The organism is Streptomyces cinerochromogenes, assembly GCF_014648635.1.
GTDB classification, from domain to species: Bacteria; Actinomycetota; Actinomycetes; order Streptomycetales; family Streptomycetaceae; genus Streptomyces; species Streptomyces cinerochromogenes.
In genome coordinates, this window is record NZ_BMRM01000011.1 from 89,426 (window position 1) to 104,659 (window position 15,234).

Annotated in this window: 15 protein-coding genes and 1 pseudogene; 9 read left to right on the forward strand and 7 right to left on the reverse strand. The window is 73.6% G+C overall.

The genetic code is table 11. The features are described from left to right. Positions 1-15: 15 nt before the first annotated feature. The 3 genes from IEZ20_RS21930 to IEZ20_RS21940 all read right to left on the reverse strand — a co-directional run bounded on the left by IEZ20_RS21930 (position 16) and on the right by IEZ20_RS21940 (position 4,156). Complete coding sequence (locus IEZ20_RS21930; RefSeq protein ID WP_189301345.1) at positions 16-1,965, reverse strand: collagenase; 1,950 nt, start codon at positions 1,963-1,965, stop codon at positions 16-18. 148 nt (positions 1,966-2,113) lie between these two features. Beyond that, on the reverse strand, positions 2,114-3,067 hold the full coding sequence (locus tag IEZ20_RS21935; protein ID WP_189301346.1) for a LysR family transcriptional regulator: 954 nt from the start codon (positions 3,065-3,067) through the stop codon (positions 2,114-2,116). 201 nt (positions 3,068-3,268) lie between these two features. Then, positions 3,269-4,156, reverse strand: coding sequence for an NAD(P)-dependent oxidoreductase (locus tag IEZ20_RS21940; protein WP_189301348.1), 888 nt, complete (start codon positions 4,154-4,156; stop codon positions 3,269-3,271). Between the two features lie 67 nt (positions 4,157-4,223). Between IEZ20_RS21940 and IEZ20_RS21945 the strand changes: the two genes are divergently transcribed. From IEZ20_RS21945 to IEZ20_RS21960, 5 genes and pseudogenes are all read left to right on the forward strand, one after another. Beyond that, positions 4,224-4,574 (forward strand): winged helix-turn-helix transcriptional regulator, encoded by a 351-nt coding sequence (locus tag IEZ20_RS21945; protein WP_189301350.1) that lies wholly within the window; start codon positions 4,224-4,226, stop codon positions 4,572-4,574. Positions 4,575-4,739: 165 nt separating this feature from the next. Next, positions 4,740-4,937: pseudogene (locus IEZ20_RS40950) on the forward strand (alpha-L-arabinofuranosidase family protein); the annotation flags it as partial. Between the two features lie 49 nt (positions 4,938-4,986). Continuing rightward, entirely contained in the window at positions 4,987-6,306 is a 1,320-nt protein-coding gene (locus IEZ20_RS21950; RefSeq protein ID WP_229896188.1) for a glycoside hydrolase family 27 protein, read from the forward strand. 85 nt (positions 6,307-6,391) lie between these two features. Further along, complete coding sequence (locus IEZ20_RS21955; RefSeq protein ID WP_189301352.1) at positions 6,392-6,973, forward strand: TetR/AcrR family transcriptional regulator; 582 nt, start codon at positions 6,392-6,394, stop codon at positions 6,971-6,973. 17 nt (positions 6,974-6,990) lie between these two features. Beyond that, the gene (locus tag IEZ20_RS21960) at positions 6,991-8,187 is read left to right on the forward strand and encodes a GDSL-type esterase/lipase family protein (RefSeq protein WP_189301355.1); all 1,197 of its coding nucleotides are present in this window, start codon (positions 6,991-6,993) and stop codon (positions 8,185-8,187) included. Here IEZ20_RS21960 and IEZ20_RS21965 read toward each other — a convergent pair. Both IEZ20_RS21965 and IEZ20_RS21970 read right to left on the reverse strand, forming a co-directional pair. Further along, positions 8,175-8,846: a class F sortase gene (locus tag IEZ20_RS21965; protein ID WP_189301357.1), complete on the reverse strand. Its 672-nt coding sequence runs from the start codon at positions 8,844-8,846 to the stop codon at positions 8,175-8,177. The two genes, IEZ20_RS21960 and IEZ20_RS21965, sit on opposite strands and share 13 nt — an antisense overlap. Positions 8,847-9,004: 158 nt before the next feature. Further along, complete coding sequence (locus IEZ20_RS21970) at positions 9,005-9,604, reverse strand: hypothetical protein (RefSeq protein WP_189301359.1); 600 nt, start codon at positions 9,602-9,604, stop codon at positions 9,005-9,007. A 334-nt stretch (positions 9,605-9,938) separates the two neighbouring features. On the opposite strand from IEZ20_RS21970, the gene IEZ20_RS21975 reads away from it, so the two are divergent. Further along, complete coding sequence (locus IEZ20_RS21975; protein ID WP_189301361.1) at positions 9,939-10,817, forward strand: SCO6745 family protein; 879 nt, start codon at positions 9,939-9,941, stop codon at positions 10,815-10,817. 125 nt (positions 10,818-10,942) lie between these two features. Here IEZ20_RS21975 and IEZ20_RS21980 read toward each other — a convergent pair whose 3' ends face one another. Both IEZ20_RS21980 and IEZ20_RS21985 read right to left on the reverse strand, forming a co-directional pair. After that, positions 10,943-12,154, reverse strand: a complete 1,212-nt coding sequence (locus IEZ20_RS21980; RefSeq protein ID WP_189301363.1) for a cytochrome P450 — start codon at positions 12,152-12,154, stop codon at positions 10,943-10,945. Continuing rightward, complete coding sequence (locus tag IEZ20_RS21985) at positions 12,151-12,861, reverse strand: cyclodityrosine synthase (protein ID WP_229896189.1); 711 nt, start codon at positions 12,859-12,861, stop codon at positions 12,151-12,153. The genes IEZ20_RS21980 and IEZ20_RS21985 overlap by 4 nt, the downstream gene beginning before the upstream one ends. A gap of 218 nt (positions 12,862-13,079) precedes the next feature. Here IEZ20_RS21985 and IEZ20_RS21990 point away from each other — a divergent pair, with 218 nt between their 5' ends. The 3 genes from IEZ20_RS21990 to tgmB all read left to right on the forward strand — a co-directional run bounded on the left by IEZ20_RS21990 (position 13,080) and on the right by tgmB (position 15,208). Further along, positions 13,080-13,916, forward strand: a complete 837-nt coding sequence (locus tag IEZ20_RS21990) for a fructosamine kinase family protein (protein WP_189301695.1) — start codon at positions 13,080-13,082, stop codon at positions 13,914-13,916. A 99-nt stretch (positions 13,917-14,015) separates the two neighbouring features. Next, positions 14,016-14,207, forward strand: coding sequence for a putative ATP-grasp-modified RiPP (gene tgmA / locus IEZ20_RS21995; protein WP_189301365.1), 192 nt, complete (start codon positions 14,016-14,018; stop codon positions 14,205-14,207). A 17-nt stretch (positions 14,208-14,224) separates the two neighbouring features. Next, positions 14,225-15,208: an ATP-grasp ribosomal peptide maturase gene (gene tgmB / locus IEZ20_RS22000; protein ID WP_189301368.1), complete on the forward strand. Its 984-nt coding sequence runs from the start codon at positions 14,225-14,227 to the stop codon at positions 15,206-15,208. The last annotated feature ends 26 nt before the right edge of the window (positions 15,209-15,234 follow it).

The following is a 15,234-nucleotide window of genomic DNA, read 5'->3' on the forward strand; positions in this document are numbered from 1 at the left end:
TGGGCGCGGGTGCGCTCAGGCCGAGGCCGGCCTGCCGCACGCGCCCGCGGCGCACGCCGTGAGCCACTGGTCGAAGTCGGCGTCGTAGCGGGTGCCGATGCCGTCGTGGTAGACGGCGTATCCGCCGGCGTAGTCACCGACGCGGAAGCGGGCGAGCATGCGCTGCACGTCGTCGGGGTGACGCTCGACCATGTAGCGCGCGGCGAGGTAGCCCCACGGGTAGGTGCGGGTCACGTCGCTGTTGTCGTAGGTGTTCTCGAACAGGGTGCTCAGGCGGTACGTGTGCTTGCCGGCCTCCTGGACCGCCTGGTCGTCGGCGAGGCCGCGGTAGCCGTAGGAGACGTACTCGGCGATGCCCTCGATCCACCACACGTCCGGCACGGAGATCTGCCGGGCGAAGTCGCCCTTCATGTCGTCGCGGGCGTCCAGGAAGTGCGTGTACTCGTGGTTGAGGTTCCAGATCCGGGCCGGGAACCCGTCGTCGTAGTTCTTCTGGTACATGATCGACATCGGCTGGTTGGCGGGGTCCGACGGGTCGCCGCCCAGCGTCATGCCGCCGTTGTCGGTGCTGATGCCGTACATCGCGCCGGCGTACGTCTGGTAGTCGGCCCGGCTGGTGAACACCACCAGCCGGAGCGTGGCGGCGTACTGGCCGGGTATCGCGCCGTCGGCCTTCACGACCGACCGGAAGTAGGCGTCCTGGCGGAGCACGCTGGCGCAGGCCGCGTCGAGGTCGGCGGCGGTCAGCGCCTGGGCGCGGACGGTGATGTTCGCGTCGCAGTGCCGGGTGACGGGCAGGACGGCCCTGTCGAGCTTCCCCGGGAGGTCGCAGACGTCGTAGTAGGCGCAGTCGGCCGTGTCGTAGGCGGCGGCCTGCGTGGCCGCCGCCACCCAGAGCGCGGCCGTCGGACCGGTGATCCCGGTCCGGTCCAGCAGGTCCTTCGTCAGCGGCCGTACGTCGTCCCGCAGTCCGGCGTGCTCGGTGTAACGGGCGAGGTTCATCCCGGCGTTGGAGTCCAGGAAGGCCAGGTCGGTGCCGAGCTGGTCGGTGTTGGCCAGGGCGAAGTCGTAGAGCGTGTCGACGATGCGCGGGTCGGCCTCGACCGCCTGCACGTACCGCGGGTTCCAGTTGCCGCGCCACAGGGGGGTGTAGACGTCGTTGACGGCCCTGATCATGCTGTCGACCGCGTCGTACGAGCTGTCGTAGTCGTTCAGCAGCCGCCGGTAGACGTACAGGTAACGGCCCTGCTGGTCGGCGCTGTCGGTGAGGATGACGGTCTCGCCCAGTATCCGGCCGTTGGCCTCCGTGACGTCCCGGGAGCGGGAGCGGGCGAAGAAGGTGTCCATGCCGCTGGTGACGGCGGTGGTGAGGCGGGAGGTGTACGAGCCCACGTCGCCGGGGTGGTTGAACTGCACGTAGTAGCCGGCGCGCAGGAAGAGCACCAGTTGCAGCAGGCTGCCCGAGTTGTCGCCGCGGTACTGCCCGGCGGTGCGGGTGAACGCGTCGGCGACGGTCAGCATCTGGGCCTCGCGGAAGACGGCGCGCGCGTCCGGGCCGGTGACCGAGAAGAGGGTGTTGACGCAGTCCGGGGTCGCGGCCCTGACGTAGGAGACGAGGGCGGAGCCGGTCCGGCTGCCGAAGTCGGCCGGGGTGCAGGAGGCCGCCTTCGCCGCGCGCGGTCCGGACTGGCGGGTGAAGGACGGCGGTCGGGGCGGGAGCTGGGCCGGGCTGAGCCGCCGGGCCTGGGTCGCGGGGCGCTCGGTGGCGGCGGCGGACGCGGCGGCGGGCGACGGCACGGCCGGGTGCGGGCGGGGCACGGTGGCCGTGGCGGGGTGCGGCCGGGGTGCGGCCAGCGCCGGCGTGGACAGCAGGCCGGCCAGGGTGGCGCAGACGGCGGCGGCGCCGGCGATGCGGCCGGCCGTGCCTCTCGGCACGCGTCCGGGCAGCGCGAAGCGATAGCGCATCGGGATTCCTCCACGAAGGGATGCGCCTCTGTGGGGTGTTGAGGCGTGTGAGGCACTGTCTCAGCGCCCCGCCCGGGCCAACAATGGCGTGTGACATAGCACATGACACTGCCCGCTCATAACATCGCGGTGCTCCCGTGACCCGCTCCTACGCCCCGGCGGCGCTCCACGTCCGCGAGGCCCAGGTGCGCAGGTGCGGTGCCTGGGCGACGAGGTCGCGGTAGGCGTCCATGGCGGACTGCAGCACCGTCTCCACGACGTCGTCGGCGACGGTGTCCGGCCGCCAGGCCAGCACGTAGCGGCACCACAGCGGGGAGCCCGCCAGCGGCCTGACCACCACGTGCGGGATCGGCCGCAGCGTCGGCTGCACCAGGGACACCCCGAGACCGTCGGCGATCATGCTCTGCAGCTGGGTCTGGTCGCCGAGCCACTCGTGGACGGTGACCGGCGTGAAACCGGCCGCGGCGCAGGCGTCGTAGAAGACCCCGGGCCAGCCGGCGCCGTCGTCCGGGGTCACGAACCAGGCGTCCTCGGCGAGGTCGGCGAGCTGCACCTGGGTGCTCTGCCGGAGCCGGTGCCGGGCGGGGAGGGCGACGAAGGTGGGCTCGGTGACGATGCCGCGGTGCCGTACGGCGGTCGAGTGCCGTAGCTCCATGCCCGGGTAGTCCGCGGCGATGGCGGCGTCCACCGCGCCCTCCTCCAGCAGCTCCACGATCCGCGAGGAGGCGTAGACGCTGGTGACCGAGAGGGTCAGCTCGGGCAGCCGGGCACGGACGCGGGAGACCGTGCCGGACAGCACCGGCGAGTTGGTGGCGGCCACGCGCAGGGGCCGGCGGGGGCGGGCGGATGCCGGACGGTGCCCGATCGCGGCGGCCCGTACCAGGACGTCCCGGGCCTGCTCCACCACCTCGGCGCCGTACCGGGTCGGCCGGACCCCGCTCGGCCCGCGTTCGAAGAGCGGCTCGCCCAGATGGCGCTCGATGCGGCGGAGCTGGGTGCTCACGGCGGGCTGCGAGTAGCCCAGCTGCGCGGCGGCGCGGCCCACGCTGCCCGCGTCGGCGATCGCGCACAGCACCCGCAGGTGCCGCAGCTCCAGCTCCATCGGTCCACTCCCGGCTCGTTCCCACGGCCGGCCCGGCGCCCTGCCCCCGCACCCCGTACGTGACCGCGCCCGCCGCCCGCGCCGGCCGTGGTCAGGGCCGGCGGACCGAAGCGTTCCATGGCCTCCTCCCTGGCACAAGTCGCAGGTCCGCCAGGGTGCGGGCGGTCACATCCCCCCGGCCGGCGCCCCGGGGCGTGGGGCTCAGCGGCGCCCCAGCACCTCGGCGACCCGGATGAACCCGTCCGTGCCGTGCCCCAGGCCGATCACCCGGCGGGCCATGCCCTCCGCGGCCCGCATCACGCCCGCGTCGATGCCGTGCGACTCGGCGACCTCGACGACATGGGCCATGGTGGAGGCGGCCGAGGTGATCGGGTTGATCTCCCCGGAGTAGGTGCCGCTGTCGGCGTCCTCGGCGAACTGCTCGAACAGCGGCGGCAGGATCGCGCCGATGCCCTGGGCGAAGGGAGCGAGTTCACGGGCGGTGACGCCCTCCGCGCGGGCGATCGCCACGGCGTGCGCGTAACCCGCCATCGCGGTCCAGAAGACGTCCAGCAGCGCGATGTCGAAGGCGGCGGCGCGCCCGGCGTCCTCCCCCAGGTGGGTGTGCGTCCCGCCGAGCGCCTCCAGCACCGGCCGGTGCTGTGCGAAGAGCTCGCGCGGGCCGCTGTGCAGGAAGACGGCCTCCGGTGTGCCGATGCTGGGAGCCGGAGTCATGATCGCGCCGTCCAGGTAGCCGATGCCGTGGGCAGCCGCCCAGTCCGCGGTGTCCCGGGCGCGGCGCGGGGTGTCGGCGGTGAGGTTGACGACGGTACGGCCCTTCAGCGCGCGGGTGACGTCGGCGCGGCGCAGGATCGCGTCGGAGGCGTCGTAGTTCACCACGCAGACGACGACCAACTCGCCTGCGGCTACCGCCTCTTCGGCTGTCGCGGCGCTCGCCGCGCCCCGCTCGGCCAGCTCCCGGTCCCTGCCGGGCGTGCGGTTCCAGACCGTGGTGGGCACGCCGGCGGCGAGGAAGGCGCCCGCCAGTGAGCGGCCCATCGGGCCGAGCCCGAGCACGGTGACGGCAGGAAGATCCGTAGACGTGGACATGTTGCAACTCCCGTAGGTGGTGGAGAAGTCGGCCGGAGGGCCGGTGGAGAGAACAGAGAGGACGACGATGACGCGCAGCCGCGCCCAGGACCCGAACGTCTGCGGGGTGACCGCCGCGATCGCTGTGATCGACGGCAAGTGGAAGACGTCGCTGCTGTGGCTGCTGGAGTCCGGGCCGCACCGGCCCGGTGAACTGCGGCGCCATCTGCCCGGGTTGAGCGAGAAGGTGCTGACCCAGGCGCTGCGCGAGATGACGGACGACGGCCTGGTGCACCGGGAGGTGCACGACGTGCTGCCGCCGAAGACCGTGTACTCGCTGACCGGGTTCGGCCGCGACCTGGCCGCGGCGCTGGACCCGCTGGCCGCGTGGGGCCACCGCCGTCTGGAGCTGCTCCGCGAGCGCGAAGCGGCGTCCTGACCGCTGCCGCCGTCACCTCCCGTCCGTTCTCCGGCAGCCCCTGACCTCGGAGAACAGCCTCTCCCGGGTGGACGGGAGCTGCCAAGTACCCACAAAAAAGTGGGTGTCGGACCCCTGTCCAGCCCTCCGCCCCACCCCCCTCCGTGTGGCATCCGGCTGGACGTCGTGGACGCCCTGCGCGGCCTGGACATCCCCAACCTCCGCCGGCCGGGCGGCTGTTTCGCCGACGAGTACCACCGGCGGGACGGCGACGGACCGCGCGAGCAGCGCCCCCGAATGGTCAACACCCCCTGGGGGAACGTCGAGGAGAGCAACCGCTTCGGCACGCACGAGTTCATGGCGCTGTGCGAACTGCTCGGCGCGGAGCCCGTCCAGGCCCCATGTCCCTGCCGGACCGAGAGGACACCGATCCGTGGACCGCCCCCTCCCCGCCCGCCGCCTGCGTCCGCCGATGGGCTGGAACAGCTGGGACTGCTACGGCCCGGCCGTCACCGAGCAGGAGGTGCTCGCCAACGCGGAGTTCATGGCCGCCCGCCTGCTGCCGCACGGCTGGGACACCGTGGTGGTGGACATCCAGTGGTACGAGCCGACGGCCCGCGCCCACGGCTACAACCCGGACGCCCCCCTGGTCCTGGACGCGTACGGCCGCCAGCTCCCGGCGCCGAACCGGTTCCCGTCCGCCGCCGGCGGCGCGGGCTTCGCCCCGCTGGCCCGCCGGGTCCACGACCTCGGGCTCCGCTTCGGCCTGCACATCATGCGGGGCATCCCGCGCCGGGCCGTCGCCGCCCGGCTGCCGGTGTACGGCACGGAGTTCACCGCCGACGAGATCGCCGACACCTCCTCGGTCTGCCCGTGGAACACCGACAACTACGGCCTGGACCACACCCGTCCGGGCGCCCAGGCGTACTACGACTCCCAGGTCGCCCGGTTCGCGGAGTGGGGGGTGGACTTCGTCAAGGCCGACGACATGCTCTTCCCCTACCACGAGCGGGAGATCGCCGCCTACGCGCGGGCGATCGAGCGCTGCGGCCGGCCGGTCGAGCTGAGCCTGTCCCCCGGCACCGACGTCTCCCTGGCCCGTCTGGACCACCTGCGCGAGCACGCCACCATGTGGCGCGTCTGCGACGACCTGTGGGACCGGTGGGAGGACGTCGAGGCGCAGTTCGCCCGGATGGCCCGGTGGGCGCCCTGGCAGGGCGAGGGCGGCTGGGCGGACGCCGACATGCTGCCCCTCGGGCGCATCGGCGTCCGCGCCGAACGCGGCACCGACCGGCTGTGCTCCCTCACCCGGCCCGAGCAGATCAGCCTGCTCACCCTGTGGCTGATCTCCCGGTCGCCGCTGATGATGGGCGGCGACCTGCCCACCAGTCCGCCCGAGACCATCGAACTCCTCACCAACGACGAGGCGCTGGCCGTGCTGTGGCACAGCACCGGCAACCGCGAGGTGCTCCGCGAGGACGGGCTCGTCCTGTGGACCGCCCGCGACACCGACGGCCGTACCCGCTACGCCGCCATCTTCTCCCTCGCCGACGGGCCACGCCGCCACGAGGTGCCGCTCGGCTCGGTCGGCGCCCGTCCCGACGACCGGATCCGCGAGCTGTGGACCCGTACCGACGTCCCGCACGACGGCCACCACCTCACCGTCCGGCTGCCCGCCCACGGCGCCGCCCTCTACCGTCTCGCGGAGAACACGGAGAACACGGAGAACGCGGAGGACAGCGGGCGGGAGTGAGCGTGGCGCCTAGTCGGGCATCCCGTTTGCCTAAATGTTTTAGGCAGCTCCATAATGGCTTTCGGTACGAGGGAGAGGAGCGAGGATGGCGCGTGCGGGTCTGACCACCGAACGTCTGGTCCACGCCGGCGCGGAACTGGCCGACGAGGTCGGCTTCGAGCAGGTGACGGTGTCCGCGCTGGCCCGGCGGTTCGACGTCAAGGTGGCGAGCCTGTACTCGCACCTGAGGAACTCCCAGGACCTGAAGACGCGGATCGCGCTGCTCGCCCTGGAGGAGCTGGCCGACCGTGCCGCCGAGGCGCTGGCCGGCCGGTCCGGGAAGGACGCCCTCGCCGCCTTCGCGCACGTCTACCGGGACTACGCCCGCGCGCACCCCGGTCGCTACACGGCGGCCCGGCACCCGCTGGACCCCGCGACGGCGGCCGGCAGCGCGGGAGTGCGGATCGCCCAGCTGACCCGGGCCGTCCTGCGCGGCTACGACCTGACCGAGCCGGACCAGACCCACGCGGTCCGCCTGCTCGGCAGCGTCTTCCACGGCTACGTCAGCCTGGAGGCGGCGGGCGGCTTCAGCCACAGCGCCCCCGACTCGCAGGAGTCGTGGAGCCGGATCCTGGACGCTCTCGACTCCCTGCTGCGCAACTGGCCACCCGGCCCCCACCCCCTCTGAAGACGCAGGCAGACACCATGCAGACCATCCCCCTGACCGCCGACCTCATCCGCGGCGCCCTCGATCTGGAGCGCACCGCGCGCGGCCTGCTGCCGCACCGGCTGCCCGCCCGGGCCCGAGCCCAGTGCGCCGACCCGCAGCTGGCCCTGGCGGAGTCACAGCCCTCAGGCGTACGGCTCGCCCTGCGCACCCGCGCCACCGCCGTCGAACTGGACACCCTGCCGACCAAGCGGCTCTACCCCGGCGTACCGCCCCGCCCCGACGGCGTCTACGACCTGCTCGTGGACGGACGCCCGGCGGGCAGCGCCACCCTCACCGAGGGCGACACCATCGTCATCGACCTGGGCACGGGTACCGCCGAGCACCGGCCCGGCCCGGTCGGCACCGTCCGCTTCGCCGGGCTGCCGGACACGGTCAAGGACGTGGAGATCTGGCTGCCGCACAACGAGACGACCGAACTCGTCGCGCTGCGCGCCGACGCGCCCGTGGAGCCCGTACCGGACCGGGGCCGCCGGGTGTGGCTGCACCACGGCAGTTCGATCAGCCACGGCTCCGACGCGGCGAGCCCCACCACCACCTGGCCGGCGCTCGCCGCGGCCCTGGGCTCGGTGGAGCTGGTCAACGTCGGGCTCGGCGGCAGCGCGCTGCTCGACCCGTTCACCGCCCGCGCGCTGCGCGACACACCCGCCGACCTGATCAGCGTCAAGCTCGGCCTGAACGTGGTCAACACCGACCTGATGAGGCTGCGCGCCTTCGGCCCCGCGGTGCACGGGTTCCTCGACACCGTCCGCGAGGGCCACCCCGGCACTCCGCTGCTCGTCGTCTCGCCGGTGCTGTGCCCGATGCACGAGGAGACGCCCGGCCCGACCGCCCTGGACCTTCAGGCCCTGGGCGAGGGCCGGGTACGTTTCCGGGCCACCGGGGATCCGGCGGAGCGGGCGGCCGGGAAGCTCACCCTGGGGGTCGTCCGGGAGGAGCTGGCCCGGATCGTGCGGGAACGGGCGGCCGAGGACCCGTGGCTGCACTTCCTGGACGGCCGGGAGCTGTACGGCGAGGCCGACGCCGCCGAACTGCCGCTGCCCGACGGGCTCCACCCGGACGCCGCAGCCCACCGCCGGATCGGCGAACGGTTCGCGGCGCTGGCGTTCGCCGCGGACGGCCCCTTCGCCGGCCGCGCCGTCCGGCCGGAGGCCCCGGGGGCTCACACCAGGTGAGCGAAGACGACCAGGTTGTCGGTGTAGTCCCGCACCGTCCGGTCGTAGTCCCCGGCGCAGGTGATGAGCCGGACCTCGGGACGCGAGGCGTCCGCGTACACCCGGCTGCTGGGGAAGTCGTCCTTGGCGAAGGTCTCGGTGTCGTCCACGACGAAGTCCGCCGTGCGCCCGTCGGCCCGCTCCACGGAGAACCGGTCGCCGGGCTCCAGGTCGTCGAGGTTCGCGAAGACGGCCGGGGAGGTCACCGTGTCGACGTGCCCGGCGATGATCGCGGTGCCCTTCTCGCCGGGCGAGACCCCGTCGGCGTACCAGCCGACGAGATTGGTGTCGCCGGCGGGCGGCGGCTGCAGCTGGCCCGACGCGCCGATGGCGAGGGAGGTGAAGGGGGCGTCCACGGAGATCTTCGGGATGTGCAGGCGGGTCGGTTCCGACCGGGGCAGCTGTTCACCGGGCTGCTGCGGGTCGGCCGGTGCGGCGGTGCCGCCGCCCGAGGCCCGGGGTGCCTGCGGGGTGTCCTCCGGCGTCCGGTGACCGCCGAACAGGCTGACGGCGAGGAAGACGGCCGCCACGCCCCACAGCGTCAGCCGCCCGCCGCGGGCGGTGCGCGGGGCGCCCGCCGCCGGTCCTGAGGGGGGCGGGGAGGAGGGATCTGCTGCCATCGGACACCACCTCACTCGGGCACGGCAGCACGGGGATCAGGGCGGGAGGGGAACGGCGCCGCGACCGGCGGTCCGGACGGTGCGGTGCGCGGGGAGCGCGGGCCGCCGACACGATGCGCGCCGACGGCGTCCGCAGCCCCTGTGGGACGCACCGGCCGTCAGGACGCCGGCTCGGCGGCCTTCCTGCGGCGCAGCGCGTACGCGCCGGCGGCGCCTACACCCAGCACGGCGAGTCCGCTCGCGGTGACGCCGGGCGTGGCGAGCGCTCCGCCACCGGTGTGCATGCCACCGCGCGGCTTCTCACGGTCGTCACCACCACCCCATTCGCTCTTGTCACCCTTGCCTTCCTTGTCGCCCTTGCCGCCTCTCTCGCTCTTGTCCTGTTCCTCGTTCTCGTCCTCCTCCTCGCCGCTGTCGCGGCCCTTGTCCCGGTAGCTCTCGGGATCGAACCGGCTGTCGCCGCCCGAACCCCAGTCGCCGCTGCGCACCGCAGCGAGCGCTCCGCCACCCGTGTGCATTCCGCCGCGCGGGCCGTCGTGTTCTCCTCCGCCGCCGCGTTTGTTGCCGTAGTCCTTGTCGTGGTCGCCGCCGGATCCCTTCTCCTCGCGGTCGGAGTCGCTGTCGTGCTCCTTGCTGTAGGAGGAGTCGTCATGGCCGCTGTCGTGCTCGGCCGGCACGGCGAACGCGGCGCCGGGCGTGGCGAAGGCCAGTGCGGCGGCGGCAGCCGCCGTCGCCAGGAGCATGCGGGCAGAGCGCATAGTGATGTCCTTCCGCCGGGACCGGGCAGCGGATACCTCATCAGCTGGGTGGACCCGGCCTCGACATGAACCACCGTCAGTGAGGCATCTGTCTCCCACCATCCGAGCCGTCCAGGCGGGGCACCACGCCACCCGTCTGCCCCAGTGCGCCGGGCCCGGGACCCCTCGTCCGGCTCAATCCGCGCAGCGGCCGTACACCTGCCGGAGTGATCGGCGCGGCGCCGGTGTGATGTCGGCCACCCACCCAGGGTGACCTCCGTCCCCTTGTTATGACTGCTGTCATAACGCAGGCTGGTCCCGACGGCACGGCAGGCCGACGTGGTGGGAGGACGCAGTGGCGGACGGAATGGCTCGGGCCCTGTGGGAGCGGTACGAACCGGTGCACGGACTCGTCTACTTCGCGCCGGAGGCGCACCGGGCGGCGGACGGGCTCGGGCTGCGCGGGTTCTGGATGGGGTACTTCGCGCTGCGGGCCGCCCCGCTCGGCGCGGCGCCTCCCTCCGTGGTGACGAGCTGTTTCTACGTCTTCCACCCCGCGCGGGTGGCGCGGGCGCTGCCGGACGCCTGGACGTACGCGGCTCCGGCGGACGCGCTGGCGGCGCGGGCGGAGGCGATGGACGCGGCGATGACCCGGCTGTTCGGGGCGGACACCGTGGGCTCCGCCGCCTTCGCGGAGGCCGCGGACCTCGCCTGGGAGGCCGCAGCGGCCGCGGACACCACGGGCAGGGTACTGGCCGCCGCCAACCAGGCGATCGACCGCCCCGGGCGGCCCGCCGGGCGTCTGTGGCAGGCCCTGACGACGCTGCGCGAGCACCGGGGCGACTCCCATGTGGCGGTGCTGGTCGGACTGGGGATCGGTCCGGTCGAGGCGATGGTGCTCAAGGCGGCGGCCGGCGAGTCCGACGGGGCCTTCCTGCGCGAGACGCGGAAGTGGCCGGAGGAGGACTGGGCCGCGGCCGTGGCGCGGCTGCGCGCGGACGGCCGGCTCGCGGCGGACGGCTCGCTCACACCCGCGGGGGCGGCGCTGCGCGCGGAGGCCGAGGCGCGCACCGACGCGGCGGCCGAAGGGCCGTGGACCGCGCTGGGCGCCGAGCGCGGCGAGCGGCTGGCCGCGCTGCTGGAGCCGCTGGCCCGCACGGTCGGGGAGTCGGGACTGCTGCCGGCCGGTAATCCGGTGGGGCTGACCCGGGGGACGTACCCCGGGGGCCGCTGAGCGGCTCCGGCCCGGCGCACCCGTCCGGGGTGCCGGGTCGGGGACGCCGTACGGGGTGCCGGGTCGGGGACGCCGTACGGGGTGCCGGGTCGGGGACGCCGTACGGAGGGCGGGGTCGCCACGGGCTACCAGGTCACCGGCAGCCGCTCGGGGATCCGCTTCATGAACCCGGTGCGCCACACCAGTTGGCTCGCCGGGACGGCGAGGGCGAGCTCCGGCAGCCGGTCGAGCAGGACCTCCAGGGCGACACGGGCGTGCGCGCGGCCGAGCGCGGTCGCCGGGCAGTAGTGGGCGCCGCCGCCGAAGGAGAGGTGGTCGGCGGCGTTGTCGCGGTGGACGTCGAAGCGGTGCGGGTCGGGGAACTTCTCCGGGTCGAGGTTGGCGCCCTCCACCAGGACGAGGACGAGCTCGCCCGCGCGGACGTCGACGTCGCCGAGCGTCACGTCCTCCAGGGCGAGGCGGGGCAGGGCGTCGCCGATGGAGAGGTTCACCCGCAGCAGTTCCTCCACGCCCGGGCCGATGAGGTCGGGGCGGGCGCGCAGCAGGTCGCGGGCGATGGGATGGGTGAGGAGGTGGACCAGGGCCATGGTGAGGAAGCCCGAGGTGGAGACGACACCGGCACCGAACAGGGTGACGCCGACGGTGGCCAGCATCTCGTCGGTGAGGTGCGCGTAGTCGGGGTCGTGGCGCAGGGCGGCGAGTTCGCCCATCAGGCCGTGCGTGGCCGGGTCGTCGAGCAGGGCCGCCATCCGGGCGATGTCCCGGTCCCAGTTGAGCCGCGCCCCGGTGACCGGGCACGGGGAGTTCATGAAGGCGATGTCCAGGCTGCGCAGGAAGGCCGGGGCCTCGGTCCGCGGGATGCCGAGGACGCGGCAGTGCATCCCGGCGGAGTACGGCTCGCAGAACGCGCCGCGCAGGTCGGCCGTCGGTCCGTCGGCGACGATCAGGTCCACCAGGCGGTGGGCCTCGGTGCGCAGCCACTCGGTCAGGCCCGGCGCCTTGGGGCTGAGCGCCTTCATCACCGCGCGGCGCAGCCCCGCCCCGGTGATGTTGCCCATGTTGTTCACGACCTCGGGCGGGATGGTGAGGGCGTACTGCCGGGGCACGCCGGGCGCGGAGGTGTCCTTGAGGGAGAAGCGGTCGTCCTTGAGCACCTGTGCGCACAGCTCGTAGGAGGAGACCAGCCAGGCCTCGTCGCCGGCGATGGTCCGCACGCGGCGCACCGGGGTGGCGGAGCGCAGTTCGGCGACCTCGGGGGGCACCCGGGTGCCGTCCCAGGAGAACGGGAAACCGGGCAAGGGAGGGTGGTCGGTACGGGTGTCGGGGGCGGTGGTCATGCCGCGGCTCCTTCCGGGGCGGTGGGGGTGACGATGGCGTGGCCCTGGTTGCGGGAGGCACGCAGTCCGGCACCCCGGGAGTACAACAGCTCGGCCATCGGCAGGAGTTGGTGATAGCAGTTGAGGGAGGAGGGAACCTTCAGGATGGCCGGGGTGTCCAGGAACAGCGGGGCCTCGGCGCACACGTACTCCAGGCACACGGCGCGCTGCCGCTCGGTCGGTGTCTCGCCGCGCGCGGTGAGGAAACGATTCACCAGGGTCTCGCAGACGGCCCGGAAGGCGCCGTCGGAGGCCAGCCGGGCCTTCAGCCGCCGGTGGATGTCCTGGTAGTCGGGGTTGGTGCGGAACTCCGACATCGGGTGCCAGTCCAGCCGGGTGCCGTCGGGATCGGCGGCCGACACCGCGTCACGGACCTTGGCCCGCACCCCGCGGAGGTTCTTCACGGCCTTGCGGCGGGCCTCGTCGGGTGGGTACCCGGAGGCCTCGTACATCTCGGCGACGTACAGGTCGGTGTAGACGAAGTCGACCCGGTCGAAGTGGTCCAGCCCCCAGCGGGCGAGGTCGTTCAGGCGACGGGCGGAGAAGTAGCTGTTGCCCGGGGACACACCGATCACGGCGTGCGCGCCCTCACGGAGGATCACCTCGCAGTGGGAGGTGTACGGCTGGACTTCGAAGACGTCGGCCATCAGCACGGATGCTGTGGTCACGGGGGAGATCCTCCGCCGCGCGCTAGTCCCTGCGGGGCCCTGTGCCCCCGGTGTGGCGACGCGGCGGGATCACGCTAGCGGTACGGGATCAGCACGGGTAGTTACCACCTGGGTTTGACTGAAAACAGTCGTATCAACGGTTGAAGTGCCCGGCGGGCGGCCGTGGTTGCGGGTCGTACTCTGGGCGCGTGGTCACACAGGACGAGGATCCAGGACAGGTGGCGGCCCGGCTCACCGGGCGCCCGGTGAGCGGCGCCGGGCGGGCGTCGGGCTCGCCCGCCGAGGTACTGCTGGACGGCGGGACACCGGTGATGGTCAAGCGTGGCGACGGTCCGGGGGCGGTGCGCGCCGAGGTGGCGGGGCTGCACTGGCTGGCCGACGCGGGCGCGGTGCGGGTACCGGCGGTGCTCGGGCACGACGAGCACTGGATGGTGACCGAACGGGTGCCGACCGGCGCCCCCGACCCCGCGGCGGCGCTGCGTTTCGGCCAGGCACTGGCCGCCCTGCACGCGGCCGGCGCACCCCACTTCGGGGCGCCGCCGCCCGGCGGACCGCAGGACGCCTACATCGGCCTCGCCCCCATGCGGAACGCGCCGGGCACCGACTGGCCCGGCTGGTACGCCGAACACCGCGTCCTGCCCTATGTGCGTGCCGCGCTCGACCGCGGCACGCTGCTGCCGGGCGAGGCGGCCGTGTTCGAGCGGGTCTGCGCCCGGCTGCCGGAGCTGGCGGGTCCGGCCGAGCCGCCCGCCCGGCTGCACGGCGACCTGTGGAACGGCAACGTGCTGTGGGGCGCCGACGGAGAGGTCCGGCTCATCGACCCGGCCGCGCACGGCGGGCACCGGGAGACCGACCTGGCGATGCTCCAGCTGTTCGGCTGCCCCCACCTGGACCGCGTGCTCGCCGGCTACCGGGAGGTGGCACCGCCGGCCGACGGCTGGCGGGACCGGGTCGCGGTGCACCAGCTCTTCCCGCTGCTCGTGCACGCGGTGCTGTTCGGCCGGGGATACGGGGAACAGGCACTGGCGGCGGCTCGGAGGGCGCTCGCCCGATAGCCCCGGAAGGAACCGCTCCGGCCGTGCTCACTCAGCGTGAGGAAACCAATCACCCGTTCGACTCGTATAAGGACGTGAAAGCCTAAACAGGGAGAGACCATGCAACCGTTCACCCTCAACTACGCGCGGCCCGCAGTGCAGTTGGAGGTCAGCGCTCCGTACGCGTACGACTCCGGACTGCAGTTGAACGTCCTCCCGGACGGGCGGATCGCCGCCACCGACCACGCGACCCTGAGAGCCCTCGGGACCACGACGTCGACCGCCGGTTCCAAGACGCACTTCGACGACTGAACCGCGGACTTCGAGAGATGACCGTGCTCATCCTGACCAGTGAAGAGGACGTGACGGCGGACATGGTGGTCCTCCGGCTGGGCGAGGCCGGGGTGCCCGTCGTCCGGCTCGACCCCGCCGATCTGACCAACGGGGTGGCGCTGTCGGGCGAGTACGTACACGGCGCCCGCCACGGACATCTGTCCGTCGGCGGGCGCCTGGTGAGCATGAACGGCCTGCGCTCCGTGTGGGTGCGCAGGCCGGGAGCCCCGGCCGCCCGCGCCGTCCAGCCGTCCGCCTGGCTGACGGAGGAGTCGTCGCAGGCCCTGTACGGCATGCTGCGGTGCAGCGACGCCCGCTGGATGAACCATCCGGACGCCGCCCGCCGGGCCCGGCACAAGCCCTGGCAGCTGCATCTGGCCCAGCGCAGCGGCCTGCCGGTGCCGGCCACCCTGATCACGACGTTCCCGCAGGCGGCCCGGGAGTTCGCGGAGCGCTTCCCGGACCTGGTGGTCAAACCGGTCTCCGGCGCGCATCCGCAGGAGCCGCCCCGCGCGGTGCCGACCAGCCGGGTGCCGCCGGACGCCGACTTCACCGCGGTCGCCTTCGGCCCGACCCTGCTGCAACGGCGGATCGCGAAACACGCCGACATCCGGCTCACCGTCGTCGGCGACACGCTGCTGGCCGCACGAAAGCCCGCCGACCCGGGCGCCTCTCCGGACGACGTGGACGTCCGGTTCGCCCCGTCGGTCTCCCCCTGGCTGCCCGCGGACGTGCCACCGCGCGTCGCCGAGGGCGTACTGCGCTACATGGCGGGCGCGGAACTGGCGTACGGCGCCTTCGACTTCGCGGAGGACGCCGACGGGATCTGGTGGTTCCTGGAGTGCAACCAGTCCGGCCAGTTCGGCTTCGTGGAGATGGACACCGGCCAGCCGATCGCCGCCGCCATCGCCAACTGGCTCGCCCGGCAAGGCGATCCGGGCCGCAGGTGTGCGGAGGGCGACCGGAGCGCAGCATCTTGAGGGTGCGGGGATCGGCTCGGAGAAGG

Coding starts and splice junctions, on each gene's coding strand:
- IEZ20_RS21935 (WP_189301346.1), bottom strand. CDS start 3,067: ATGGAGCTGGAGCTGCGGCACCTGCGGGTGCTGTGCGCGATCGCCGAC.
- IEZ20_RS21960 (WP_189301355.1), top strand. CDS start 6,991: ATGCAGACCATCCCCCTGACCGCCGACCTCATCCGCGGCGCCCTCGAT.
- IEZ20_RS21945 (WP_189301350.1), top strand. CDS start 4,224: ATGACGCGCAGCCGCGCCCAGGACCCGAACGTCTGCGGGGTGACCGCC.
- IEZ20_RS21965 (WP_189301357.1), bottom strand. CDS start 8,846: ATGGCAGCAGATCCCTCCTCCCCGCCCCCCTCAGGACCGGCGGCGGGC.
- IEZ20_RS21980 (WP_189301363.1), bottom strand. CDS start 12,154: ATGACCACCGCCCCCGACACCCGTACCGACCACCCTCCCTTGCCCGGT.
- IEZ20_RS21930 (WP_189301345.1), bottom strand. CDS start 1,965: ATGCGCTATCGCTTCGCGCTGCCCGGACGCGTGCCGAGAGGCACGGCC.
- tgmA (WP_189301365.1), top strand. CDS start 14,016: ATGCAACCGTTCACCCTCAACTACGCGCGGCCCGCAGTGCAGTTGGAG.
- IEZ20_RS21955 (WP_189301352.1), top strand. CDS start 6,392: ATGGCGCGTGCGGGTCTGACCACCGAACGTCTGGTCCACGCCGGCGCG.
- tgmB (WP_189301368.1), top strand. CDS start 14,225: ATGACCGTGCTCATCCTGACCAGTGAAGAGGACGTGACGGCGGACATG.
- IEZ20_RS21970 (WP_189301359.1), bottom strand. CDS start 9,604: ATGCGCTCTGCCCGCATGCTCCTGGCGACGGCGGCTGCCGCCGCCGCA.
- IEZ20_RS21940 (WP_189301348.1), bottom strand. CDS start 4,156: ATGTCCACGTCTACGGATCTTCCTGCCGTCACCGTGCTCGGGCTCGGC.